Source organism: Methanobrevibacter thaueri, assembly GCF_003111625.1.
GTDB classification, from domain to species: Archaea; Methanobacteriota; Methanobacteria; order Methanobacteriales; family Methanobacteriaceae; genus Methanocatella; species Methanocatella thaueri.
This window is the reverse complement of record NZ_MZGS01000023.1, coordinates 1-24,507: the sequence shown is the minus strand read 5'-3', so window position 1 is coordinate 24,507 and position 24,507 is coordinate 1. Positions and strand designations below refer to the sequence as shown.

Here is a 24,507-nt window from a genome sequence, read left to right as displayed (position 1 = left end):
GTTTTTGCTGTTAATAATACGCAGATAAATTCAAAGCCCATTTCAACGCTTCATCATCAGTGGCAATCAATATCTGGGAATCATCATAATGGCCGTCCTTGAAAAACAGGGTAAGGCAAACAGCTTCATCTGAAATGGTCAGGAATAGTTTCACGTTGTTTTTAATAGTTTTTATCCTGACCTTTTCATTTTCCAGAATTGATTGCTTAATGTATTCGTTTTGCCTCATAGCATTTTCCAGTTCTTCACTGATGACAAGTTCAAGGCATTCCAGCTCATTTCCATCCAATAATGTTATCAGATGTCTGAAATGATTTTCGGAGTAAATCGGAAGTATGATTTTCAATTTACGCGCTTTTGAAATCTGTTTTATGTAAGCATTGAAAGCATTTGACAAATCGCTTGTTGTGGAATTAACATATTCGGCATTTTTCAACAGGTACATGTTTTTCAACGCATCATCAGGTAAGTCTGAGAGATCATGGTTATTCCAGAATAATTTGCTCTTATTGACTGAATACCAGTTTTCAATGAGTTTTATCATGTTTGTGGTAATCAAATAACCGTTTGATGTCAATTCATAATATTTTTGAACCTTTCTCACCAGATTGTTGTTTTCCAGTTCCTTAAGTCCATGCAATATTGTGGCTGAGGGCTTTTTCAATTCATTTCTTAAGTCATCCAAATTCTTTGAATCGTCATAAATTGTTAACAACAATTTTGAGCGCATTTCTGATGTTAAAATGTATTTGAGTCCGCTAAACTCTTTGGTCAGCTGCTTTTTGGTTTCGTGACTGGTCATAATATCACCTGTTTTCTGATATGTTCAAATAGCTTTTCGGCCCATTTGTTGGATTTTGCATTGCTTGAAATCAGAATCCTGTTCTGGTCGAAACTTCCATCGTTCTTGAACAGTCCCAATGCCATGTTTCCATCACAAATGCTCAAATACAAATTTAAATCCTGCTTGAATTTGTACACTTTCAATTTTCTTTCTTTAATAGCAGCCCTTCTGACTTTCCCGTCAATCCTAAAGATCAACTCCTTGAAAATGTCTTGGGGGATGATTAATTCGACTGTACCGTCATTTTTCAATACATTTTCGATTAATTTTGGATATTCTGGGTGCAGATGTGGAAATATTGCTTTAACGGATTTGGACTTGATCATTTGTTTTCTGATTGTGTTGTGTGTTTTGAAGATTTCTACTGGTGTTGCTTCAATAAGTTGTGACTCCTTCAAGTCGGTAATGCTTTTCACGGAGTCCATGCTTAATTGATTTAGGTTGTGCTTGTCCCAAAATATGTCATAATCGTTAATCATGTCTATGCTATTCTTAAAGTCAATCAAACTTTTCAGATACACTTCAGTCATCGGAGTGACATGGTATTTGTTGTTGACTTTTTTAATGTGATTGTTTTTCTTTAATTTATCGATGTTGCTTGATACGGAGCTGTATGTTATTTTTGTTAGTTTAACAATGCCCCGTACGTTATTCGGTTCCTTGTCCAATTCACTTAAAATTTTCAATCGAATTTCAGATTTTGCAAGAAACTTAATGTCCTTTTCAATGTCATTTTGGAAATTCATATTTAACTTCTCCACTTTTGCATTGGATTTTTATCAAAATCCTAATGAATTATTGGTATTATTAATTTTTACCTATGGAATTTAAATAAATTATTCCAAATCCTTACAAAATTTATTCAAACTTTATTCTAAGCTTATTCCAACCTTTTTCCGAGTTCATTCCAACATTTTTCCAAATCCCTTCCAATGCTGTTCAGTGCCATGAATGCAATTGAATAATTTTATTAGTTTATAGCACAAAATATATTCATATGGAAATTTGTTATGTATTGGATGCATCAGCTATTATTAATGGATTTAAAATCAATTCCAATAATAATTACACTGTTCCGGAAATAACATCTGAAATCAAAGATTTAAAATCGAAATTAACATTTGACATGTTGATTGAAGAGGGCAATCTCATCATACAAGATGTGCCAAACAAATACATATCAAGTGTCAATGATGTTATATCTATGTCAGGTGATATTTTAAGATTGTCCATGCCTGATATAAAATTAATCTCACTTGCGTGCATGTTGCAGGATGAGGGCAAAGATGTCAAGGTCATAAGCGATGACTACACAATCCAGAATACATTGAAGATTATGGACATCCCTTATTCCGGCGTGATGACTGAGGGGATTAAGGGAATCTATAATTGGAAGAAGGTTTGTGAAGGCTGCAAAAAGGAATATGATGATGATTATCCATTTGATGACTGTGAGATCTGTGGGTCTCGAATATTTAAGAAAAGAATCAGGGTGAACAGATGAGAATAGGCATTGTTGTCCACGGTCCGAATATCATAGATTCGGGCTATGCATTGAAGTTGATTGACCTGTTTAAAGGTTATGGGGATGTTAAGGTAAGGCTTGGAGGAACGATGGGCCGTACCGCAGTCATAGACGCGAGTCTGGAGAATATTATAGACATTTCCCGCAAGCTGGTTCCAAGCGATTCCCTGAAGATATTTCACGATGATGGCGTCGATGTGATATTCCTTTTGAATTATGGAAAATCCGATGTCACAGGTCAGGTTTTCGGATATAAGGTCTATAATCATTATGTTGAAAAGATTGATGATAACAGCATTCCTGTAATCCAGATTGAACGTCCGGGCGAGGATGATGGAAGCATAATTCCATGGAACAACGATTTGGATTTGGCATTTGAGCTGTCAGACAGGTTGGGCTTGAGCATCATAAAACCTGATGAGGTTTATGAAAGGCACATCAAGCAGGACAATGCCGGATTTAATCAGAGGATTGTCCATGGGGTCAGTCCTGGCGAAAACATCATGGTGAACAGTGTCGTTATAGGAAAAACCAATTCGGACAGGCTCACATTGATTGCCAAGGACAATCATATTGTCGATATTGTTGGTGGTGAACTCAAGAGTCACGGCCTTGAGAAGTTAGGTGAAGTCGACCTGGATTCGGCAATCATAAAGACGGGTCTTTTAAGGCATGCGAAGGTCACTCCAAGGGTAATCTCCAATGAAAAGCCGGATGAGTTCAAGGTCACCTTTTTGGATCATGCCGGAGAGGACGTCTACAAGTTCAGGGATTCCAGTTTGGTCATCACGGTCGGTGATGACACCACATTGATATCCTCTGACATATTGTACAGATTCGATATACCTGTAATTGGAATAACAGATGGCGACTTGGACAAGGTTGTGGAGGATGGTTTCAAGGTCAATAATTCCATAATCTTTGAAGTTGAAAGCGGTTTTGATGACATCATCGGTCAAAATATCAAAAAGGAAATCTTCAACGGCAAAGCGGACAGTCTTGATTTCAAAAATATCGATGAGGTTGAAAACAAAATAGTTGAAATAATAAAAAATATTAATTGTAACTACAAAATTAATTATATTGAATAAACTGGAAGTGTAACTTTGGATTTTAAAAATCTTGTAAAGGAAATTCAAGAATTTAAAGGCGTATCCCGTAAAAGCTCAATAGATAATGTAATATCACTTTTAAAAGAATCATACAACGTTTCAGGAGATGTTGTCATTGACATTGGTGATGACGCTTCAGCTATTGACATCGGAAACAATCAGGTAATACTCCTTGCTGCGGATGGAATATGGGGAGACATAATGAACGTAAACCCATATTGGGCAGGATATTGTTCTGTTCTTGTAAATGTAAATGATATAGCTGCAATGGGTGGAAAACCACTGGCCATGGTCAACATCATGTCAATAAGCAATGATGAGATTTACGAAGACCTATTGAACGGAATAAAGGACGGATGTCTAAAGTTCAATGTTCCGATGGTTGGAGGACACCTGCATCCTGATGGTGAGGTCGATTCATTGGGAGTGGCAATAGTTGGAATTGCACAAAAGGATAAGATGATTACAAGCTTCGGCGCTGAGGCGGGCGACAAGGTAATCGTTGCGATAGACCTTGACGGCAAACCTCATGAAATGTTCAGCCTAAACTGGGATACCACATACGACAAAGACGCACAACTGGTTCAAGATCAAATAACCGCAGTCCAATACCTTGCGGAAAATGACTATATCAAATCCGGAAAGGACATTTCAAATCCTGGAATATTGGGAACCTTGGAGATGCTTCTTGAAACCTCAGGTAAGGGAGCAGTCGTAAATCTTGAGGATATTCCAAGAAACGAAAGTGTCGAGTGGGTGGATTGGCTCAGGTCCTATCCGGGATCAGGATTTGTATTCACCGCAAGTGAGGAAAAATGCGATTACATTAAGGAATACTTGGCAGAATATTCAATTGAAGCCAATGTCGTCGGTGAAGTGACAGATTCCAATTCACTATTCCTGAATTATGGTGAAGAACAGGCGGAAGTCTTCAATCAAGAGAAAAATCCAGTATTCATATTTAAATGAGGCAGTCTATGAACATATCAAAAATTATCTTCAATTCGGTGAAATACCCTTTCAAAAACCTTGCAAAATTGCCAATAATCTGCATTCTTTTTATTTTAATAGCCATCATTCCAATCGGTAAGCTATTGGATAACAATTATGTTGTTCTCATTGGAGTGATAGCATTTTTCATATTTATTTTAATCGTTCCGGGATACTTCCTGAATATCATCAAGGTCGGTACAAGGGAATCAGCAATGTTGCCTTCACTGAATCTTGTGAACAGCATACAGGATTCCATTAGGGTCTTAATCTTGAGAATGGTCTATATGATTGTTCCTGTTGCGGTATTTTTCATTCTATTGTCCACAGTCGGTTCAGAAAGTATCAAGATGCTTTATAACTTTCAGTTTCATGGTTTTATTGCAACATTCGGTTTGGTGATTCTTGCAATCCTGATCACTTATCTGATATTTGAGTTCCTGCTGTTCTTTGCAAAAGCCCGTTTGGCTTATCTAAACAGCTTGTCAGAAGCCTTAAAGGTTCACAGGGTAATTGCTGACATTTATAATATAGGTTTATTCAACATATTCAAATGGATAGTGGCAATGTTGGTATTGATGGTTGTCATTTCAATAGTCTCATCATGGGTAATTGCGATTCCTTATGTCGGATTTTTAATCGACATCTGTGTAATCATTCCAATAATGGAGAGCATAGCCAATTATTCATTGGGAATGCTGTATTCAAATATTGATGGAAATAGCCACAGTTTGGTTAGATAATATTAAAATTCATATTATTCATGCCATGGATTCATTCACTGATTTTAATTTTTTCTTTCTTTTTATTCTAAAATTTAATATAAAGCATTTACTTTATACAACTTATTACCTAAGGAATAAATAATATATAATTAAGGGAAAGTTTTCCCACCAAATGCAATTAAAGGGATAAAATGTTTAAGAAAAAGTACATGATTTTATTGTCATTGATACTGGTGAGTCTATGTGCATTGTCATGCGTAAGCGCTAGCGAAGATGCTGATGCTACAGTGGCTACCGACGATGTTGATGTGGACCCAATAGAAGCCAGTGTCGATGAAGGATTAGAAACAAATGTGGAGGACGGGTTATCTGGTGATGAAACTGAAACGTTAACAGTAGATAATTCCAATGATGATAAGGTGTCCGTTCCATCTTTTGATGAGTATAATGTTACAGTAAATGACAGTACTATTCATAATTGGCAAAAGGAGTCCGTTAGAATATTTATAACTCCAAGTGATGATTATTATGCATATGATTTTTGTGTAAATGTATATGATTCTGATAATAATCCGGTACTAGATGAAGAAGAGATATACAGTACTGAACCAGCTAATTATGTTGATTATGTCATTCCAGCAGGATTAAGCCCAGGAAAATATAAAATCGAAATAAAAAATTGGTATGATGATCATATTTTCTCAACCGCTACATTAACTGTCGTCAACGATCCGTTTTATGCAATAATTTCCGCTGAGAATTATAATGCATATTACAATTCAGGGGTTCAATACTCCATTAGAGTAACTGAATCCGAAACTGGATACGGACTTTCTGGCGTTAGCATAAAAATCGTATTTTCCAACAGTAGAAACACATATACTAGGTATTATACCTCAGGTTCAGATGGATATATAAAATTCGATCCGAAAATTCCGGTTGGAACCTATACAGTTACCATTTCATCAAATAACGCTCATGTTATTGCAAGTTCAATAGTCAAATCAGCTACAGTTAAGAAATCCTCTGTAAGCATGTCATTGGCTAAAGCAAGTACTTATCAGGGATATAAATTAACCTTAAAAGCTACCGTCAAAAGCCAAGGAAGGAATGTTAATGAAGGAACTGTTAAGTTCACAATCAACGGCAAAACATATTCTGTAGCAGTTAAAAACGGAGTGGCCACCAAATCAATCAAGCTCAAAAAGGCAAAAACCTACAAATACACTGCAACATTTGTTGGAGATAACTTTAACACAAAAAAAGTTGCCGGAAAAGCAAAAGTTAACAAAAGATATGCCACCAAGATAGTCATCAAAAACAAGAAAGGCTATTACAATACCAAAAAAACAATAACTGTAAAAGTGAAAACAAAATCCGGTAAGAAAGTTAAAGACGGTTATATTTATGTTGGAAGTTCTGATTCCTATTCTAAAGTCAAAAACGGAAAAGCAAAACTCTATGTGACATTTTCCGGTAATTATAAGAAAGGAAAATACAGTTACAGCAGCGGATTCACATTCTACTTCAAAAAATCCGTTTCAACCAAATTCAAACTTAAATATGTTCCAAAATCATTAAAATATAAGGCAAGTACTAAAAAATTCAAAATAACCTCAAAATACAGATGTCCAGATTGTCATAAGAAATCATCTCACTCACATTCAATCAATGGATATAATATAAAAATCAAGGTTTATTAGAATTAGCTTTTTTTAATGAAATAAGGAAAAGGAATAATTCCTTTTTCTTTAATCTTTTTTTTTTAAAAACTAAGGGTTGCAGACCTTGCACGGTACGTATCCCTGACTTATAGCAGTGTTTCTATTGTTGAAATAAACTCTATTGTGTTCTGCTGTTTTTTGACCCCATTTGCAACTGGACTCATGGAATTTCCCGCTATTTGAGTTTCCAATGTACTTTCCGGAACCGCTTGAGCTTGAAGAGGTATCGGATGTATGGGTGTAGGTTTTATATGAATCCGGAATGTGTGTTGAACTGTTTGCCCAGTTATATGGGTAAAACTCACTTGGAGGCATGTACATCACTTCGGCAAGGCCCTCCTTCAAGAGCATTTCATTGACGTTCTTGCCGTTGACTATGACAACTCCTAATGTACGGCCATACTTGTCGGTGTGTTTTGAATTATCGACGTCAATGCCGACCTTTTTGTTTAAGCATAGCTTCTGAACAAATGTCTTGGAGGCGATATAACCTTCAACACCTCTTTCAGGAGTGTTGACCCCTACAAAACGGACCTTTTCACCATTATCCAGATAGATGGTGTCCCCGTCAACAACTTGGGTGCAGATTCCGGTCTCTTCAACATGGCAATCTGTTTTGTTATACTTGCTTAGGATATCTGATGCGGACAGGTCTGAGTATTTGCTACTTGGAATGTTGTGTGTGAATCCTGTTCCGGTGTATGCGCTGACAATGGATATTGCACTAACGGTTATGATCAGAATAATCAGCAGTGAAAAAACATGTTTTTTAGCAATTTTCATAATCTTTTCCTCCTCATAGTATAATGTTATAATTTTGTGTTAATATAGCTTTTCAATATCAAATAAATAATTATTTTATAGTAAAACATCAAATATATATAATATTAAAAATTCTTATTGGAGATTGTATGTTAATTAAAGTCAATGGAGAAGAAGTAGAAGTTGCAGATGCTTCAACAATACAGGATGTTATTGATGAAACAAATGCCCCCTATACTCCAGGAAGTATTATTTGCTTAATAAAAGGTAAAAAAGAACTGGAAAAGAATATTAGCAAGTATAAAATTAAAACAAACAAGGGTTCCATAATTCTGCAATTGGATGAATCCGAGGAAGCAAAGCCTCTTGTTGACATGTGGAAAAATCAATATGAGGAATTCGTTGACCTTGATATTCGCTGGTCCACCCCTACTGAAGTGGCCATCGGTCCGATTGTAACTGATCTTGAGCCTACTTCCGATGAATACAAGTATTTTGAGGGAGATGTTGTTTTAAGTTTATCTAGTTTTAGTAACGAGTCAACTCACTTGATAATGCTAAAGGAAAATACCACAAACGTATACAGCGTACCGCCATACAACAAGGGTATTTTCGCACGTGTCATTGGGGGCAAGAAGACCTTATCGGAATTGACTGACGATGATAAGGTCACAGCAATCGAGCCTATTATTGAAAGAAGCACAACAACTGACAGTGCATCAGTGTCTGATTTAAGCACTGTCTTGGAAGAAGGTAATGAATTATACACTTACATTTCATTTAATATTGATGAGGAGTCCCCGACTTGTGTTGAACATTTGTTTTCACTAATCAAGGATGGAAGAATTAAGGTTTCATATGACAGTGAATCTTTCATCGGTTTTTATGATTTGGCAGGAATTGACAAGCCTAAGGAAAAGACAACACAAAGAACCAGGGGAACCATAACCGTTAGAAATGACGGTGTCGGTGTTGGAAGATTATACATCTATCGTGAAAACCGGGTATTGACTCCTAACCATACCACTGTTGGTCACATCGCTAACGGTATGGAAATCATTGACATCGCAAAGGAAAATGATTTCATAACTGTTAAGGCGGAACAACAAAGGTTAATGTTATTGAATAAAACACAGAAAGAAGCGACTGAAATGTTGTCTGCTGCTGGTGTTGAACACATGATTGATGGATTAATTGATGATGATGCAATCATTGTCGAACAAATGCCTAAACATACAATCGATATCCTAAAAGAGGGGCAAGTCATTACAAAGGCAATCAAAAAAGAGGATTTATGTTCCATTAAGTTTGTAGATAATGCGCCAAGGTCTGTAAGGTACTTCAAGTATCTTTCAGGGCTTTTAGAAAACCCTGTAGGTAAGATAAAAGTTCACTTTGCGGTGCCTGGAATGCACATTATAATCTTTGAAGGAGATAAGAAATTAGCTAAGGGGTTAGTTCCTGAAAATAACCCTGTTGATAAAGTTATTAGAGGTCAAATTGGTATTACTAATATGGCTTCAAAAAGCGCAGGTTTGATTGGTATCAGATTCGAGGATAATCTTGAATTCGGTCCAACTGCAGAGGCTTTTGAAGCGACAAATATAATTGGGGATATTACTTCTGATTATGACCATCTTGAAAAATTAAAAGAGGGAGTTGTAGTTTATGTCACAGAATCTAACCATGAGTCCTGATTTGGGTACTGAAGATTGGGATCCTGATGTAATTACTCGTATGATTTTTATTGGGCCGGGAGCCCATGTAAGTGAACAGGAAATTGTCACAGCATTCCACATGCTTGGATTGCCGCTCACAATAAAGAATACCTGTTATGGGTCTATGATTAGTGGAAAAAGTGAGGATGTATACAAGGCAATAGAAGAGATTAGAAAACTTGATCCAAACCACATTTTCACAAAGGAGAGAGGATTCGCTCCAGGTGATCCTAGAAGATGTAGAGGTCATAGATTTGGTCCTAGAGAAGGTTTCCACCAAATGGAAAAGGAATACCGTATACTCGGTTTTGTTTCAAACGCTTTGGAAAACCCTAAAGAGGTTGAAATTGAAGAGAAAAAACCGGTTGATGTTGATGAATTTAAGAAAATCATGAATGAATGTTTAGATAAAAAAGAATAGGTGAAATTATGGTGAAAGTAGCTGTTTATCCTCCAAACTCATTAATCTTAGCAGATTTACTTGAAAGGAAAGGTCACACTCCTTTGGTTTTACAAAAACAAATTAGACAAAAGATAAAAGATCCGGAGATTGATTCTCCCCCAATGAATATTACTGAAGACGACCCTATTAAAGGTCTTAAATATGCAGCGATTGAAGTTCCTTCCGGTGTACGTGGAAGAATGGCAATCATCGGACCGCTTATAGATGAAGCGGAAGCTGCAATTGTTGTTGATAACGCACCATATGGATTCGGTTGTATCGGATGTGCAAGGACAAACGAACTGTCAATATTCCTGCTTAGGAATAAGGGAATTCCTGTTCTTGAATTGACATATCCTACAAATCAGGACGAAACATATGATATGGTAAATAAGATTAACGATTTCGTAGACTCACTTGAAGAAGCTAAGGAGGAAGAATAATGGTTAAAATTGCATTAGTTTCATGTGGAACAGAATACAGTGGAATTCAAAAAGAGATTGAAAAGGCAGCAAACAAGTTTGGTGCTGAAATAATTCTTCCTGAAATCGATTTGGATTACATTGATGAATCTTATGAGAAATTCGGTTTTTCAGCTCAAAGTTCAAGTTTGAAATTGATGATTGCAAGGGCAATGGCCATTGTGGAAGGCAGATGCAAACCTGATGCAGTATTCATTGCAACATGTTTCAGATGTGCTGAAGCCGCATTGGTGAGAAATGAAGTAAGAAGGTTCATACAAAACAATACTCGTATTCCAGTAGTAACCTATTCATTCACTGAAAGAACAAAAGCAGATGAATTGTTCATCCGTATGGAAGCATTGGCTACTACTGTAACCCGTAGAAGCATTCTTGCTCGTGAAAAACAAGAAGGACTTACTCTTGGACTTGACTCAGGTTCAACCACTACAAAAGCAGTTCTTATGGAAAACAACCAAGTTATCGGAACAGGTTGGACATCAACTAAAGACATCATTGAATCAGCTAAAACCGCAGCTGCAGAAGCATTTGAGGGAACTGGCTATGGTTGGGATGATGTTGATGGTATAGGAACCACAGGTTATGGTAGGTTTACAATGGGTCAGGAATTTGGTGCAGAGCTCATTCAAGAGGAATTGTCCGTTAACGCAAAAGGTGCAGTATATCTTGCAGACCGTCAAAAAGGAGAGGCTACCGTATTGGATATCGGTGGTATGGACAACAAGGTAATTACTGTTAACAATGGTATTCCTGATAACTTTACCATGGGTGGTATCTGTGCAGGAGCATCCGGAAGATTCTTAGACATGACCTCACGTAGGTTGGATGTGGACATCACTGAATTAGGTCCTCTAGCTGTACAAGGTGACTGGAGAAAGGCAATGTTAAACTCTTACTGTATTGTATTCGGTATTCAGGATCTTGTTACTACACTTGCTGCTGGAGGTTCTAAAGCAGATGTTGCAGCTGCAGCATGTCATTCCGTTTCCGAGCAAGTTTATGAACAACAACTCCAGGAAATTGACATCCGTGAACCTTTAATCCAAGTAGGTGGTACCAGTTTGATTTCCGGTCTTGTTGAAGCAGTTAGTGAAACTTTAGGTGGAATTGAAGTTATTGTTCCGGAATACTCACAACATATCGGTGCTGTAGGTGCAGCTCTTTTAGTATCCGGAATGGGTCACAGACATGATGATAAATAATATTTAGGGATTGATTCGATGTTAGTTGAATGCTATGATGAGCGTGGTGCAGAAGTTTATGAAATTATTATTAAACAAATCTTCCAGGATTTGGTTTTGGGAGCTTCTGTAGATGACTTAAAGGCTTATGTTAATCCTGATGATCCGGTATTTGTCTTGGCTATCAAGATGAGAAAGACTTCTAACGTAGTCAAATTTGAGGATGTGGCTAACCTGACCTATGATAAGAATGATGATGTTACCAGAATCCTAATCGACAATGAGAATTACCTTCCAAACATTCTAAAAGAGTTATGGAAGCAATTTTCAAGGGATGAAATCTACCAGCCTAACAGGTATCAGCTTGAAATTGCAGGTGATTACACAGACTTAAAATCCGTTGTCGTTGATGACCCTCATTCCAATTTGCAAAGACGCATTTATGATGCGGTATTCAGAATATTGCCTGAAGGTTTCAAAAACATTAAGGATTTGTCCACTGAGGATATAGTGTGTGTTGTAGCTACTGATGAGTTAATTAAGGATGAATGGATTGATAAAGCTCATGAGTTTATAGAAGAGTTGAATAAGGGTATTTAGAAAACTTTATATATTTGTTCGTATTAATACAAATTAACAGTAGTTATATTTTAGAGGAGTAGTGGTAATATGAATGAACATAAAGGTTCAAGATTTGCACATATAACAAGAGCACATCCATGCTTTAATGAAAAAATGCATGATAAAGTCGGAAGAGCACATGTACCAGTTGCACCTAAATGCAATATATTCTGTAACTTCTGTACAAGAGACATTAACAATGAAGAAGACAGGCCAGGTGTTACAAGTTGCATAATGAAGCCAGATGATGCAATAACTCATATTAATGATGTTACCGCAGACGGACCAATTTCAGTAGTTGGAGTTGCAGGTCCGGGGGATTCACTTGCAAATGAGGAAACATTTGAATTCTTTGAAAAATTAGCAAAAGAGCAACCTGATTTAATTAAATGTATGAGTACAAATGGACTTTTACTTCCAAAATATGCCGATAAGCTGGCTGAACTTGGAGTAAACTCAGTCACTGTCACAATTAACGCTATTGATCCTGCTATTGCAGAAAACATTTATTCATTCATTAAATATGAAGGAAAGGTTTATAAAGGTCGTGAAGCAGTGGAAATCCTAATCAAAAACCAATTGGATGGTGTCGAAAAGGCAGCTGATAATGGTTTGGTGGTTAAGGTAAACTCCGTTTTAATTCCGGGAGTTAATGATAAGCATATTGTCGAAATCGCCCGTGAAGTTGAAAAACGTGGCGCTGCCATGATGAACATTTTGCCTTTAATTCCATTAGGAAAAATGAAAGACCTGGAAAGGCCTGACTGTTCTATGATGGAATCAATCAGAGAGGAAGTTGAAGAAATAATTCCGGTATTCAGGGCATGCACACAATGTAGAGCAGATGCTTACGGAATTCCGGGTAAGAAAAGTGAAGATCATCATTTAGGAATGACTCCACAAAGTCATTACTAAATTATTTTTTTTTTTATTTTAGGTGAGAAATAATTTATGTATACTTTTTTTATTTGTTTTGCGGCATTGGTCGCATCTTATTTTGTTTATGGTAAATTCATTGAAAGAATTGCAGGCGTTGATGAAGCTATTGAAACACCAGTCCATAGATTGGCGGATGGTGTTGATTATATGCCAATGTCTAAATTCAAGGCTTTTTTAGTTCATTTTTTAAATATTGCGGGTTTGGGACCCATTTTTGGAGCTATTCAAGGAGCATTGTTTGGTCCTGCTGCATTCTTATGGATTGTTTTTGGAACCATCTTCATCGGTTCTGTTCATGATTTCTTCTCAGGATTCATGTCTTTGAGAAATGATGGTCTGACAATGCCTGAAATCATTTCTAAGTTTTTAGGAGGAAAAGTTCAAAAGATAGTTGCAGTCCTTATTGTTATAACTGGGGTTCTTGTTGCGGCTACTTTCGCTACTGGGTCTGCTGAGTTACTTGCTAGTTTGACAAGTGTCCCTACATTGATTTGGCTTGTAGTAATCTTTGTTTACTTTTTAATTGCCACATTGTTCCCAATAGATAAAATCATTGGGAAAGTCTATCCTATTTTTGGAGCGCTATTCTTGGTCATGGCGATTTTAATGACAGGAGCATTAATATTGAATCCTGCATACACAATTCCTGAATTTACTACACAAGGACTATACTTAACCGAAAAATCAATATTCCCATATTTGTTTGTTACAATAGCATGTGGAGCAATTTCTGGTTTCCACGCATCCCAATCACCAATTGTTGCCAGATGTATACAAACTGAAAAAGATGCAAGGCCAGTATTTTTCGGGGCAATGGTGCTGGAAGGTTTAACAGCTTTATGTTGGGCAGCCATTGCAATGGCATTTTTCCATGGCCAACCTCAACTTGCAGTAATTTATGGGGCAGCCCCTTCTGTTGGTGTAAATGAGATGGCAATTACCTTGCTTGGGCCGATTGGGTTGATTTTAACTGTTATTGGTGTTGTAATTTGTCCAATCACTAGTGGAGACACTGCTCTTAGAAGTTCAAGAATTACATTGGCAGATACCCTGCAATTAAATCAGGAAAAATTGCACTCAAGACTAAAATTGGCCGTTCCATTGTTTTTGGTTGCATTTGCCTTGACATTTGTTGATTTTAGTTTGATCTGGAGATACTTCGCATGGGTTCAATTGATAATTGCTACAGTGGTATTGTTTGCCGCAAGTGTCTACTTGATTCAAAAGGGAAAGCATTATTTTGTGGCATTTATTCCAGCTACTGCATGTACTCTAATTGTTTTCGGTTATATCTTGCAGGCTCCTGAAGGTTTAATGTTGCCTTCGATGATTGCAAATGCGATTTCCATCATTGCAACGGTGGTCATTGCAATATTGTTCCTTAAAAAATACAGAAAAACAAGTTCTGACGCTTAAAATACTTGGGGATAGTGTCATAGCTCTGTGACATCATATTCTATCAGATTTGACACCTCATAGTGACTTGCTATCCCAATCTTATAATTTTCAACATTGAACAGGTTGAATTTCAAACCTTCATCATCATTTTTAAGTTTGATTTCATCCCCTATTTTTATTTCAAAGCTGTCCAACTTCAGATTCATTCCAAGACCTGTGTATTTCATATAGCTTTCTTTCAAAACCCAATATTTGAAGAATTCGTCTGCTGGATTTTGGGAGTTCATTATGCTTTCATACTCTCCATTATAGAAGTAAAGTTTGGCTATGTTTAAATCAATTTCAGGGTCGCTATATTCGATGTCTACACCAACTTCCCTATCAGATATTGCACACAAAACCATTTTGCCGGAATGACTCAAATTAAAATAAACATTTTCAAAGTTGGATATGTATGCCTTACCATATTTTTCAGTTTTAAAAAGAGGATTGGTGATGTTTTCCTCGGACAGTAATTTTTTCAAAAGCAAATAGGCCCCTGCACTAAGTTTCTTGTCTTTTTCGAATCTGTAAAAATCGATTTTGTCCTGACGGTCTTTAGAAACAGAACTGTAGGCCTTTTTCAAATCCAGGTTTTCCACATTGCAATAGGCTAGTCTAATCATTTTATCTTAAGGTACAATAATGTCATATCGTCAAATTGTTCTGCACCTTTGGTGAAATTATGAATATCACTTAACAGTGGCCTGATTGGATCGTTATCACTTTTGAATTCATTGAAGAAGTTTAAAAGCCTATCTTCGCCGTACATTTCATTTTCTTCATTGTTGGCATCTGTTATTCCGTCTGTGTATACCACAATCTCATCTGTCAAGGTAATTTCTTCATTAATGTAATCAAAGTCTTCCATTATGCCCAGAACAATGCCGCTATCAATGTTTAGATATCTGAATTTGCCATCTTCATTTATCAATGGAGGATTATGTCCTGCATTTGAAAATGTCAGTTTTCCGGTTGTCTTGTTATAGACACCAAGCCACAATGTTAAAAACATTGATTCGGAATTTTTTTCACATAATTGATTATTGAGTGAGTATAAAACCTTTGATGGATCCAATTCGGTCTGAATCAATTGTTTTACAATGACTTGAGTAATCATCGCAAGGATTGCTGCTGGGACACCTTTTCCTGATGCATCTCCAATCACAATGACCACCTCATCGTCATTCAACTCATAATAATCAAAGAAGTCCCCTCCAACCTCCTTGGCAGGATGTGAATATCCGTTAACAATGTATGCATCAGTGGTAATGTTTTCAGTTGGCAGGGTTGAGGCCTGAATCCTGGTTGCAATATCAAGTTCAGCTTTAATGCGCTCCTTGTCACTTTCGATCTCATGTATGTTTTCAATATAATTGTTGTTGAAGGTAATCAAATCTGTGTATGAGCGGGCCAAGGTGCCTATTTCCGTTTCGTCATTAATGTATTTGGAATAGATGTTTACCAGTCCATCGGACTCTATCTTTTCATTTTCATGTATGTACTCTTCAATTCTTGAAAATGATTGAATAGGTTCGATAACTTTAAGTTCAATATATTTTAAAACAGCTAATGATGGCATGAGGAAAATAAGCAGTAATATATCTATCAGCATCATCATGGAGATTGCTATTTCATTCATGCTTATTGGCAGGTAATAGTCAACTGCGGTAAGCAATATCGGGTCATAGGACATTAAAACTCCAAGGATGATTATGACCAATACTGTCATATGGAAGATGTTCATTATCTCTTCCGGAATCGATTTTGACTTTTTAACCAATATATTTGCAGTTATCGGTTTTGTTAAATAAATAAATATGATTGAAATAATAATTATTACCTCGCCAATGGCAATGTATTTATTCAAAGTAAAGACGGCATCAATTATCACTACAGCTATTATGATGATAGGAAAGGCGAGCCTTAAATAATTGTAAAACTTTTCTTTTGATATATTTTGAGTTGTTTTCGGAATGCTTATGAAGTTGATTCTGTCAGAAAGCCTCAGTCCAATTATTCCAAAAATGAATGATGAATTGATGAAGTTAAAGAAGTATCTATATCCTATAATGTAAGATCCAACCTTGATTTGGGGATAGAGTAGATAGAATAGCTTCCCATGCAGCACGGAATATAAAAAGCCGGAGAAAAGGGTAATTCCTATAAATAAAAGAATGTTATATGTATTATTTAATTTTGGGCTGGTTACTTCTGGTCTGCCCTTATAATTGCCGTACCATAATTTATATGTAAGGCAGGATATTCCAAATCCTACAACGGCGGATAGCACTGTAAGTATTGGTGTATAACCTCTAATCAAATCACATATAATATTTGCGATTGCCGCTCCGAGTGCACCATAGGGTCCGAAAAGCAGTCCGGCAATTAGAAGTATTCCATCATGGGGGGCAAATCCCTCTCCGAAATTTTGCCCATGGTTCAAATAAAAAATTCCTAAATTGAATATGATCATTAATATAAAAGGAACTATTATTTGTTTTACTTTATCATTCATTATTCCACTTTTTTGATAATTTTCAAGTGATTTTCACCGTTTGCATAATGATAATATAAATCATCTGCCATTTCTTTTGTTAAAAAAATTCCAAGCCCTCCGATTTGACTGTCCTCGATTGTTGTTGGAGTTTCAGGATCCTCTTTTAAGAGGGGATTGAACTGAATTCCATTGTCAATAAATTCAAGTGTCAAAGTCGGCTCTTCATATTCAATATTGACGGTTATAAACTCTGTTTTTGAGTAATCAACGATATTTACGAATATTTCTTCAACAATTAGATTAACTTGAAGGTTTTCTTCAGGAAGTTCCTCTAAAATAAACTCATTCAGAGGGTATAATTCCTGCAAATCGGGGTTTAATGTTATTGAGTTCATTCTATCTTCAGAATCTTATCAAAACCGGACATTCTGAATATTTCATTAACGGAATCGGTAACGTTTTTAATAATCATTGGAATATTGTCTGCTTTTAATTTTTTTTGTGTTGATATTAAAACTCTAAGGCCTGCACTTGAAATATATTCCAAATCTGCAAAATCGAGTATTAAAGAGTCAAAATTGCCCATTTCTGCAGTAATTTCCTCTTCCAACTCTTTAGAAGTGAGCGTATCAATGCGGCCTTCAACAGTTAATGTTAATTCTTTGTCGTTATAGTTTTTGTCTATATTCATAATATCACTATATTAATATTGTTATATTAATTTTAAATATTTTGTTCTACAAAATTAAATATTACTTAGATGATTATATAATCTAAAATAATAAATTTTTTAAGAGGACAGATAATATGGTTGAAACTTATGTTTTTGGACATAAAAGTCCAGATAGTGATTCAATTACTTCCAGTTTAGTAATGACTAACTTGGAACATGAATTGGGAAATGCTGATGCTAAAGCTTATAGATTAGGTAATATTAATAAGGAAACAGAATTCATCTTGAATTATTTGGGCATGGAAGCCCCTGAACTTTTGGAAGGTGTCGAAGATGGCGCTGATGTGATTCTGGTTGACCACAACTCCCCTGCCGAATCAGTGGACAACCTTGAAAACGCAAACATTCTAAAAGTCGTTGACCATCATAAATTAGCATTGGAAACATCATATCCATTATTCTTAAGATTTGAGCCTGTAGGTTGTACTGAAACAATCTTATGTAAATTGTATGAGGAAAACGGTGTGGAAATCACTAAGGAAATTGCCACATTGATGTTATCCGCAATCATTTCAGACACCCTGCTTTTAAAATCCCCAACCACCACCGAAGACGATAAGTTGGCTGTTGCGAAACTCGCAGAAATTGCCGGAATCGACTATGAGGAATACGGTTTGGAAATGCTTAAGGCTGGAACTGACTTGAGCAGCTTTTCAATCGATGAGATTTTGGCATTGGATGCAAAGCAAATCGATTTCAAGGATGTAAAGTCAATTGTAAACCAGGTCAACACCGCCGACATCTCAGATGTGATGGCAATGAAGGATGACCTTGAAGAGGGAATGAGCAAAATAATTGAGGAAGAGGATTTGGATCTGTTCATGCTTTTAATCACTGATATTGTCAACAGCAATTCACAGGTCATCGCTTTGGGTAAAAGTGCATGTCTCGTTGAAAAGGCATACGGCGTCAAACTGGAAGACAATACTGTTTTGCTTGAAGGCGTGGTTTCCCGTAAAAAACAAGTGGTCCCAATCATGACAGAAAATGCATAAATTTTTTGGCGGGTCAAAAAATATTGCATTTTTAAGGTTTTAAGTAAATCTTTATAAATGATAATTGAAAAAACTATTAATTAGATGTATTTTTTAATACATCTCTAATCAATCCAATTTTGGATATTAAATTAGACGGGAAGCATAATTATAAATACTCTATGCATTTTTGCATAACAAAAATTAGAAACTAACATGTAATTATGCTTTCGCTTTTCTATACTTTTTTTGTAATCAGGTGTTAAAATGAAAACACTAGAATGGGAAGATAATAAATTAAAGCTTATTGATCAAAGAAAACTTCCTGATGAGTTGTCCTATGTTTATTGCGATAACTATCAGGATGTTATTGTTGCAATTAAAAACATGACTGTAAGAGGTGCTCCGGCTATTGGTGTTTCTGCCGCTTTCGGAATGGCTTTGGCTGATATTGAAGGTGTCGATTTGGACAAGGCTGCCGATGAAATCAAATCCGCAAGACCAACTGCCGTGAATCTGTTCTGGGCGGTTGACAGGGTGTTGGATAGTGATGATGCATTGGCTGAAGCGCTTAAGATGTATGAGGAGGATATGGCCACAAACAGAGCCATTGGAAAATACGGTGCTGAAGTGATTGACGATGGAGACACTATTTTGACCCATTGTAATGCAGGAGCTCTTGCCTGTGTGGATTATGGGACTGCACTAGGAGTCATCAGGGCAGCACGCGATGCCGGCAAGAACATCAATGTGATTTGCGATGAAACCCGTCCCCGTGGCCAGGGGGCAAGCCTAAGCGTATGGGAAATGCAGCAGGAAAACATTCCGGTTAAGCTGATACCGGATGTGGCATCAGGATTTTTAATGTCACAGGGCAAGATTGACAAGGTCGTAATCGGAGCGGACAGAATTGCCCGTGGAGGAGTTGTAAACAAGGTAGGATCATTCATGGTGGCATTGGCCGCAAAGCATCATGACATACCGTTCTATGTGGCAGCGCCATACTCAACCTTTGACAATGAGATATCAATCTATGACACAATCATTGAAGAGAGGGACGGTGATGAGGTAAGATATTATGGCGGAGCCAGAATATGTCCTGAAGGGACTGAGGTCATCAACCCTGCATTTGACATAACTCCAAAGGAACTGATAACCGGAATCATTACGGAAAAGGGAATCATCGACCCAATCTAGATTGTGGGATATATAAATATTTATGCAATGAATTCCAAATGTAAATATAACATTACAACTCTTTAAATTAAAGATTTGATAATAGTTAAATGACAATATGAGGGATTATATGGAAATTAAAAGCGGTAAGGGTAAGGACTACCCACCTTTAATAAAAGACTTGGTTAAGGAATTGTTAAAAGATGACTTTGTACACTTCAAGATATTATGTGCAAATGAGGTCCATCATTTCAACAAAGAAGAAGATACAATCATTGAATTTGAAGAAACTTACGTAAAAGAAACCCGTGACAACGGAGACATGTTATATATTGCTTATCCGGACATTTTCAGAGTAAAACTATACCGTGATATGGAACAGTATATTGAAGACGAAAAGAAATTCAATGCATTTAATGATGATGACGATTGGACCGGTAACAGGATCCAATTCTAGATAGGAAAGTTCAATTCTTTTCTATTTTTTTACTATTTTTCCGTCGATGGCAACGTGCCATTCGCCAGGTGATGTTGATTTTACCTTTCTGCAGTTGATTATTTTTACTTCTTTTCCAGATTTTGCTGCTGCATCATTTAATCGTTCTATTCCCTGTTCATATGAATCTGAGAACTCATAATAGTTGATTATTCCATTTTCTTCAATCAAATCAAATGCAACATCAAGGAAAGTGTATGCAAGTCCAGGAAGATTCATGATTATCCTGTCGAACTTTGAGTTAAATGATTCGCTCACCTCACGGACATCTCCGCAATATGTTTTTATGCTGCCCTTTAGCTTGTTCAACTCAATGTTCTCATCAAGGTATTTGATTGCCTCATCGTTGATGTCTACTGCAGTGATGTCAACATTCCTGTTTTTTGCAATGACAATAGGAAACGGTCCGATTCCACAGAACATGTCCAGGATTCTTTCACCGTCTGCAACGCTTTCCATCACTCGCTTTCGCTCGGTCGCCAATCTAGGTGAAAAATAGACCTTGCGCACGTCAAGCTTCAAGCGTGCTCCGTGTTCCTTATGGATTGTCACGGAATCGTCAACTCCTGCGAGGAATTCAAGTTCCCTCACACGTGTTGTGCCCTTGACTGCGCTTTTTTTCATGTAGATGGCTTTTCTTTTTGTAAATTTAAGCGCAGCTTCGCCAATTTTAAGTTTTTTGTCCTGCAAATCTTCAGGTATCTCTAAAATAACAACATCCCCAATGGTGTCAAAGGATGTTCTCAGGCCGTCAATCTCCTTCTCGCTCAATTCGTCCTTGAGAAGTTCAGAAAAATTGTGTGGAACTTTTTTCATAGGCTCTAATTCAATGTCCACAATCTCATAATCGTCGATGTCTTCATTGATTGGAATATATCCCCATTCGTCGCTTGCTTTAATCCTATATTCCATATTCATTAGCCCATTTTCCATTAATTTTATACGGGTATCATTTAATTGTCTTAATGGAACTTTCACACATTTCATAAAGTTATTTATGCTTAAATTATTATAAATAGTATTATGTTTTATTTAGTTGGTTTAGGATTATTTGATGAGAAGGACATATCCCTTAAGGGTTTGGAATGTTTAAAAAATGTTGATAAGATTTATGCTGAGTTTTTCACATCACGCCTGTTCGGTTCAAGCTTTGAAGCTATTGAGGAGCTGGTCGGTCAGGAAATTGAGGTCTTGGTCAGAGGAGAAGTTGAAGAGGAGCATAAATTCATTGAGGAGGCCAAGACAAGCGATGTGGCATTGGTCACAGGTGGAGATCCGTTGATTGCAACCACCCATAGCGATTTTTTAGTTCAATGCTCTAAAAAGGGAATTGATTATGAGGTTATTCACGGGTCATCAATCTTGTCTTCAGCACCTGCCATTTCAGGATTGCAGGGCTACAAGTTCGGTAAAGTCACAACCATTCCTTTCCCAGACTATAATTTCTATCCTAAATCACCTTATGAAGCCATTGAGGAAAATCTTAAGATGGATTTGCACACTTTGGTTTTGCTTGATATTCAGGCCCACAAGGACCGTTACATGACTGTCAATCAGGGTTTGGAATATCTGATGAACATTAAAAATGACTTGGACCGTGAGGGTTTAATCACTGAGGACACATTGGCAATGGGAATAGCCCGTGTCGGATCCAATGATGTCGTTGTCCGTGCGGGCAGGATATCCGAGCTGATTGATTTTGATTTCGGAGGCCCTCTTCACTGTATCATAATACCGTCCAAGCTCCACATTGTCGAGGCCGAATACTTGGTTGAAATTGCCGGAGCGGATGAAAGCATTCTTGATGATGTTTGATTTTTTAAAAAAAGGGGGAGTAGTGGAAGCAGCCTGTATTCTACTTCCGCTTTGAACATTTTGAATCATTTTGGAGATTATAAAATGGTTGACTGATGTCCAAATTTTAGATATGAACTTAATTTCACATCGATTATTATATATGTTTTTTTTATATTTAAATGTTTCCAAAATAATCGGATAATTTTGGAGGGTTTTTTTGTTGAATTAATTCTTAAAGATTTATATGCTTTTAGTTTCAAAAATAATGTTGATGAATCACAATGATATGCTGGACAGCCTACTGAAACGCAACATTTCCCTGAAATCAAGATTGATGCATGAGCAATTGAAGTATGGAAACTATTCTTATGGGTGCTTGAAGAAACATTCCCAGCTATTTCTAAATGAATATAGGAATGAAAACTCATTGTATAAGTCAGCTTCACGCATTGGAATGAATTACAGTGATGTTCTAACATGGTATTTTCAGGGACAATTGGGAAATCCAGTATTTAAAGGGTTTTACCAATCAATTAAGAGAATCAACAAAAACCAGGTTTCAGAAGATATTGAAATCGAAGAGAATATTGAAATCGAAGAGGATGAAATCCCTGAGGACAATTCCATTGGGGGAGAATATGTGATATCCCAATACGGTGACGGCTGGAGTTATAAGACATTCATTGACGGTGAAAAGATATTCCTGATATCCGATGACTTAAAGAAATTGAAGGATAAGGTAAGGTTCAAGCATCTTCCGTTGGACTGAATGGTGTAAAAATGGATTGCTTTTTGAAGAAATTCAATGAATTGTCTCTTGATGAGCTGTATGGGATAATCAAATTAAGACTGGAAGTCTTTGTTGTTGAGCAGGATTGTGTATATCAGGACTTGGATGACAAGGACCAGGTCTCTTACCATCTTTTTTTAAAGGATAATGATGAAATCATTGCCGTTTTAAGGATTATTCCGGAAAATGTCTCATTTGATGAAATGGCAATAGGCAGATTGATTGTCAAAAAGCCATATCGTGGCAGGGGATTGTCGAAAATGATGATGGAAAAGGCTATCGAATTCATCACGAGTGATTTGGGCAAGGATAGAATCAGGCTTTCCGGCCAGGCCTATCTGACTGATTTTTACATTGGCCTGGGCTTTAGGAAGGTTTCCGACGAATACCTGGAAGACGGCATAAAGCATTTCGAGTTTTTATATGGGGCATAACTTTTTTCATAATGTTTCCCAGTAATTATTATTTTTTCCTTAACAGGACAATCTTAATGTTTTCACGTCAAAATGACTTTAGAGAAAGCCATTAGATTTATAAAGTAGTATATGCAATTTATTTGTATGACTAGAAACAGACGTGTTACAATTAGCATCAATAATGACATTGACTTGAATTTTCGCAGATTGGCCTCCAGTAAGATGTTATTCAAGACTGGATGGTACTCAAAAGCAATCGAGGAAGCAATGTTATTATGGATAGAAAAAGAAGGCAAATAATAAAATTTTTTCCTCTTTTTTTCTTTTTTGAGGGCGACTCAAAATTAATTATTTTTTAAAAATTTTTTTGCATTAATTTTTATTATTTTCAGGTATTTTGTTTGTTGTTTTGGTGTATGAGTTCGTTTTGTATTGTTTCGTTGTATATTCGTTTTAAATTGTGTGATATTGCGAGTAATTTTGCTTCTGTTTGTGTTCTTTTTAGTCCAGTTGTGTTGAATTCTGTTACTTTTAGATTTTGTTTTATATTTCCAAATGGCCATTCTGCTGTTTTTGATCGTTTTTTGTAGATTTCTTGAGCCCAATCTGTTTCCATTTTTCTGAGCATTTTTATTTTATTTGGATTTCCATAATCGGTTATGATTCTATTGTATCTTTTTCCACAGCATTCTTGGTGTTTTGGGCATGTTTTGCAGTTGTTTGTCCAGTATGCTATTCGTGAGTTGTTTTTGTAACTTTTTTGGTTTTCAAGTATCTGACCCATTGGGCAGATATATGTGTTTTTTTCATGATCGAAGATGAATTTGTCTTTTCCAAATGGTTTATCTTTTTTATTGATTTTTTTGAGTTTTCTTGAGAGTTTTCGTGTGGATATGTAGCCATCTAGGTGGTTTTCTACTAGATAGTCTATGTTTTCGTTTGTTGAGTAGCCATTGTCGGCTGAAATTTGTGTATTTGGTGCTAAAGCACCAAATATTTCTTTTATTTGTTCTATTTGAGGTATTAGTTCGAATACGTCTGTTGGATTTTGTGTGAGTGATGATGATACGATTATTCCTTTATATTCGTCTACTCCTATTTGTAAATTGTAATCAAATTCCCA

28 protein-coding genes are annotated in these 24,507 nt (G+C 36.4%); 19 read left to right on the top strand and 9 right to left on the bottom strand.

The window, feature by feature from the left end; all coding sequences use genetic code 11:
- Positions 1 to 10: 10 nt before the first annotated feature.
- Positions 11 to 802: a helix-turn-helix transcriptional regulator gene (locus MBBTH_RS05980; protein WP_116592154.1), complete on the bottom strand. Its 792-nt coding sequence runs from the start codon at positions 800 to 802 to the stop codon at positions 11 to 13.
- Positions 799 to 1,590 (bottom strand): helix-turn-helix transcriptional regulator, encoded by a 792-nt coding sequence (locus tag MBBTH_RS05975; protein WP_116592153.1) that lies wholly within the window; start codon positions 1,588 to 1,590, stop codon positions 799 to 801. Before MBBTH_RS05975 ends, MBBTH_RS05980 begins: the two co-directional genes overlap by 4 nt.
- Positions 1,591 to 1,841: 251 nt before the next feature.
- Between MBBTH_RS05975 and MBBTH_RS05970 the strand changes: the two genes are divergently transcribed.
- The 5 genes from MBBTH_RS05970 to MBBTH_RS05950 all read left to right on the top strand — a co-directional run bounded on the left by MBBTH_RS05970 (position 1,842) and on the right by MBBTH_RS05950 (position 6,899).
- Positions 1,842 to 2,348 carry a PIN domain-containing protein gene (locus MBBTH_RS05970; RefSeq protein WP_116592152.1) on the top strand — a complete coding sequence of 169 codons (507 nt, stop codon included), beginning with the start codon at positions 1,842 to 1,844 and terminating at the stop codon, positions 2,346 to 2,348.
- Entirely contained in the window at positions 2,345 to 3,460 is a 1,116-nt protein-coding gene (locus MBBTH_RS05965; RefSeq protein ID WP_116592151.1) for a DUF2117 domain-containing protein, read from the top strand. Before MBBTH_RS05970 ends, MBBTH_RS05965 begins: the two co-directional genes overlap by 4 nt.
- A gap of 15 nt (positions 3,461 to 3,475) precedes the next feature.
- On the top strand, positions 3,476 to 4,450 hold the full coding sequence (locus MBBTH_RS05960) for a methanogenesis marker 2 protein (RefSeq protein ID WP_116592150.1): 975 nt from the start codon (positions 3,476 to 3,478) through the stop codon (positions 4,448 to 4,450).
- 8 nt (positions 4,451 to 4,458) lie between these two features.
- Complete coding sequence (locus MBBTH_RS05955) at positions 4,459 to 5,214, top strand: DUF4013 domain-containing protein (protein ID WP_165814042.1); 756 nt, start codon at positions 4,459 to 4,461, stop codon at positions 5,212 to 5,214.
- A gap of 173 nt (positions 5,215 to 5,387) precedes the next feature.
- Positions 5,388 to 6,899 (top strand): Ig-like domain-containing protein, encoded by a 1,512-nt coding sequence (locus tag MBBTH_RS05950; RefSeq protein WP_116592148.1) that lies wholly within the window; start codon positions 5,388 to 5,390, stop codon positions 6,897 to 6,899.
- 69 nt (positions 6,900 to 6,968) lie between these two features.
- Here MBBTH_RS05950 and MBBTH_RS05945 read toward each other — a convergent pair whose 3' ends face one another.
- On the bottom strand, positions 6,969 to 7,703 hold the full coding sequence (locus MBBTH_RS05945) for a thermonuclease family protein (RefSeq protein WP_165814041.1): 735 nt from the start codon (positions 7,701 to 7,703) through the stop codon (positions 6,969 to 6,971).
- Positions 7,704 to 7,831: 128 nt separating this feature from the next.
- Between MBBTH_RS05945 and mmp3 the strand changes: the two genes are divergently transcribed.
- The 7 genes from mmp3 to MBBTH_RS05910 all read left to right on the top strand — a co-directional run bounded on the left by mmp3 (position 7,832) and on the right by MBBTH_RS05910 (position 14,481).
- Positions 7,832 to 9,379, top strand: coding sequence for a methyl-coenzyme M reductase-associated protein Mmp3 (gene mmp3, locus MBBTH_RS05940; protein WP_116592147.1), 1,548 nt, complete (start codon positions 7,832 to 7,834; stop codon positions 9,377 to 9,379).
- Positions 9,351 to 9,821 (top strand): methanogenesis marker 6 protein, encoded by a 471-nt coding sequence (locus MBBTH_RS05935; RefSeq protein ID WP_116592146.1) that lies wholly within the window; start codon positions 9,351 to 9,353, stop codon positions 9,819 to 9,821. Before mmp3 ends, MBBTH_RS05935 begins: the two co-directional genes overlap by 29 nt.
- Before the next feature lie 8 nt (positions 9,822 to 9,829).
- Positions 9,830 to 10,285, top strand: a complete 456-nt coding sequence (locus tag MBBTH_RS05930; RefSeq protein ID WP_116592145.1) for a methanogenesis marker 5 protein — start codon at positions 9,830 to 9,832, stop codon at positions 10,283 to 10,285.
- Positions 10,285 to 11,526, top strand: coding sequence for a methanogenesis marker 15 protein (locus MBBTH_RS05925; protein ID WP_116592144.1), 1,242 nt, complete (start codon positions 10,285 to 10,287; stop codon positions 11,524 to 11,526). The genes MBBTH_RS05930 and MBBTH_RS05925 overlap by 1 nt, the downstream gene beginning before the upstream one ends.
- An 18-nt stretch (positions 11,527 to 11,544) precedes the next feature.
- Positions 11,545 to 12,105 carry a methanogenesis marker 17 protein gene (locus tag MBBTH_RS05920; protein WP_116592143.1) on the top strand — a complete coding sequence of 187 codons (561 nt, stop codon included), beginning with the start codon at positions 11,545 to 11,547 and terminating at the stop codon, positions 12,103 to 12,105.
- Between the two features lie 69 nt (positions 12,106 to 12,174).
- Positions 12,175 to 13,041, top strand: a complete 867-nt coding sequence (locus MBBTH_RS05915; protein ID WP_116592142.1) for a radical SAM protein — start codon at positions 12,175 to 12,177, stop codon at positions 13,039 to 13,041.
- 36 nt (positions 13,042 to 13,077) lie between these two features.
- Entirely contained in the window at positions 13,078 to 14,481 is a 1,404-nt protein-coding gene (locus MBBTH_RS05910; protein WP_116592141.1) for a carbon starvation CstA family protein, read from the top strand.
- Positions 14,482 to 14,498: 17 nt separating this feature from the next.
- Here MBBTH_RS05910 and MBBTH_RS05905 read toward each other — a convergent pair whose 3' ends face one another.
- Genes MBBTH_RS05905 through MBBTH_RS05890 form a run of 4 tightly spaced genes read right to left on the bottom strand, consistent with a single transcriptional unit; the run spans position 14,499 to position 17,693 of the window.
- Complete coding sequence (locus MBBTH_RS05905; RefSeq protein WP_116592140.1) at positions 14,499 to 15,128, bottom strand: 4'-phosphopantetheinyl transferase family protein; 630 nt, start codon at positions 15,126 to 15,128, stop codon at positions 14,499 to 14,501.
- Positions 15,125 to 17,020, bottom strand: a complete 1,896-nt coding sequence (locus tag MBBTH_RS05900; protein ID WP_116592139.1) for a SpoIIE family protein phosphatase — start codon at positions 17,018 to 17,020, stop codon at positions 15,125 to 15,127. Before MBBTH_RS05900 ends, MBBTH_RS05905 begins: the two co-directional genes overlap by 4 nt.
- A complete protein-coding gene (locus tag MBBTH_RS05895; protein WP_116592138.1) occupies positions 17,020 to 17,397 on the bottom strand; it encodes an ATP-binding protein in 378 nt (125 codons plus the stop codon). The genes MBBTH_RS05900 and MBBTH_RS05895 overlap by 1 nt, the downstream gene beginning before the upstream one ends.
- Positions 17,394 to 17,693, bottom strand: a complete 300-nt coding sequence (locus MBBTH_RS05890) for an STAS domain-containing protein (protein ID WP_116592137.1) — start codon at positions 17,691 to 17,693, stop codon at positions 17,394 to 17,396. Before MBBTH_RS05890 ends, MBBTH_RS05895 begins: the two co-directional genes overlap by 4 nt.
- A 116-nt stretch (positions 17,694 to 17,809) precedes the next feature.
- Here MBBTH_RS05890 and MBBTH_RS05885 point away from each other — a divergent pair, with 116 nt between their 5' ends.
- The 3 genes from MBBTH_RS05885 (at position 17,810) to MBBTH_RS05875 (ending at position 20,342) form a co-directional block, all read left to right on the top strand.
- Positions 17,810 to 18,730, top strand: coding sequence for a manganese-dependent inorganic pyrophosphatase (locus MBBTH_RS05885; protein WP_116592136.1), 921 nt, complete (start codon positions 17,810 to 17,812; stop codon positions 18,728 to 18,730).
- Between the two features lie 246 nt (positions 18,731 to 18,976).
- Entirely contained in the window at positions 18,977 to 19,906 is a 930-nt protein-coding gene (mtnA, locus tag MBBTH_RS05880; protein ID WP_116592135.1) for an S-methyl-5-thioribose-1-phosphate isomerase, read from the top strand.
- 109 nt (positions 19,907 to 20,015) lie between these two features.
- Entirely contained in the window at positions 20,016 to 20,342 is a 327-nt protein-coding gene (locus MBBTH_RS05875; protein WP_116592134.1) for a hypothetical protein, read from the top strand.
- Between the two features lie 21 nt (positions 20,343 to 20,363).
- Here MBBTH_RS05875 and MBBTH_RS05870 read toward each other — a convergent pair whose 3' ends face one another.
- On the bottom strand, positions 20,364 to 21,368 hold the full coding sequence (locus tag MBBTH_RS05870) for a class I SAM-dependent methyltransferase (protein ID WP_116592133.1): 1,005 nt from the start codon (positions 21,366 to 21,368) through the stop codon (positions 20,364 to 20,366).
- A gap of 36 nt (positions 21,369 to 21,404) precedes the next feature.
- Here MBBTH_RS05870 and dph5 point away from each other — a divergent pair, with 36 nt between their 5' ends.
- The 4 genes from dph5 to MBBTH_RS10910 all read left to right on the top strand — a co-directional run bounded on the left by dph5 (position 21,405) and on the right by MBBTH_RS10910 (position 23,684).
- Positions 21,405 to 22,196, top strand: a complete 792-nt coding sequence (dph5, locus tag MBBTH_RS05865; RefSeq protein ID WP_116592132.1) for a diphthine synthase — start codon at positions 21,405 to 21,407, stop codon at positions 22,194 to 22,196.
- A gap of 253 nt (positions 22,197 to 22,449) precedes the next feature.
- The gene (locus tag MBBTH_RS05860) at positions 22,450 to 22,947 is read left to right on the top strand and encodes a hypothetical protein (RefSeq protein WP_133241944.1); all 498 of its coding nucleotides are present in this window, start codon (positions 22,450 to 22,452) and stop codon (positions 22,945 to 22,947) included.
- 11 nt (positions 22,948 to 22,958) lie between these two features.
- Positions 22,959 to 23,402, top strand: coding sequence for a GNAT family N-acetyltransferase (locus tag MBBTH_RS05855; RefSeq protein WP_116592130.1), 444 nt, complete (start codon positions 22,959 to 22,961; stop codon positions 23,400 to 23,402).
- 126 nt (positions 23,403 to 23,528) lie between these two features.
- A complete protein-coding gene (locus MBBTH_RS10910; protein ID WP_165814040.1) occupies positions 23,529 to 23,684 on the top strand; it encodes a hypothetical protein in 156 nt (51 codons plus the stop codon).
- An 88-nt stretch (positions 23,685 to 23,772) separates the two neighbouring features.
- Here MBBTH_RS10910 and MBBTH_RS05850 read toward each other — a convergent pair.
- Positions 23,773 to 24,507, bottom strand: a 735-nt coding sequence (locus tag MBBTH_RS05850) for a transposase (RefSeq protein WP_165814039.1), incomplete at its 5' end; no start/stop codon positions are given.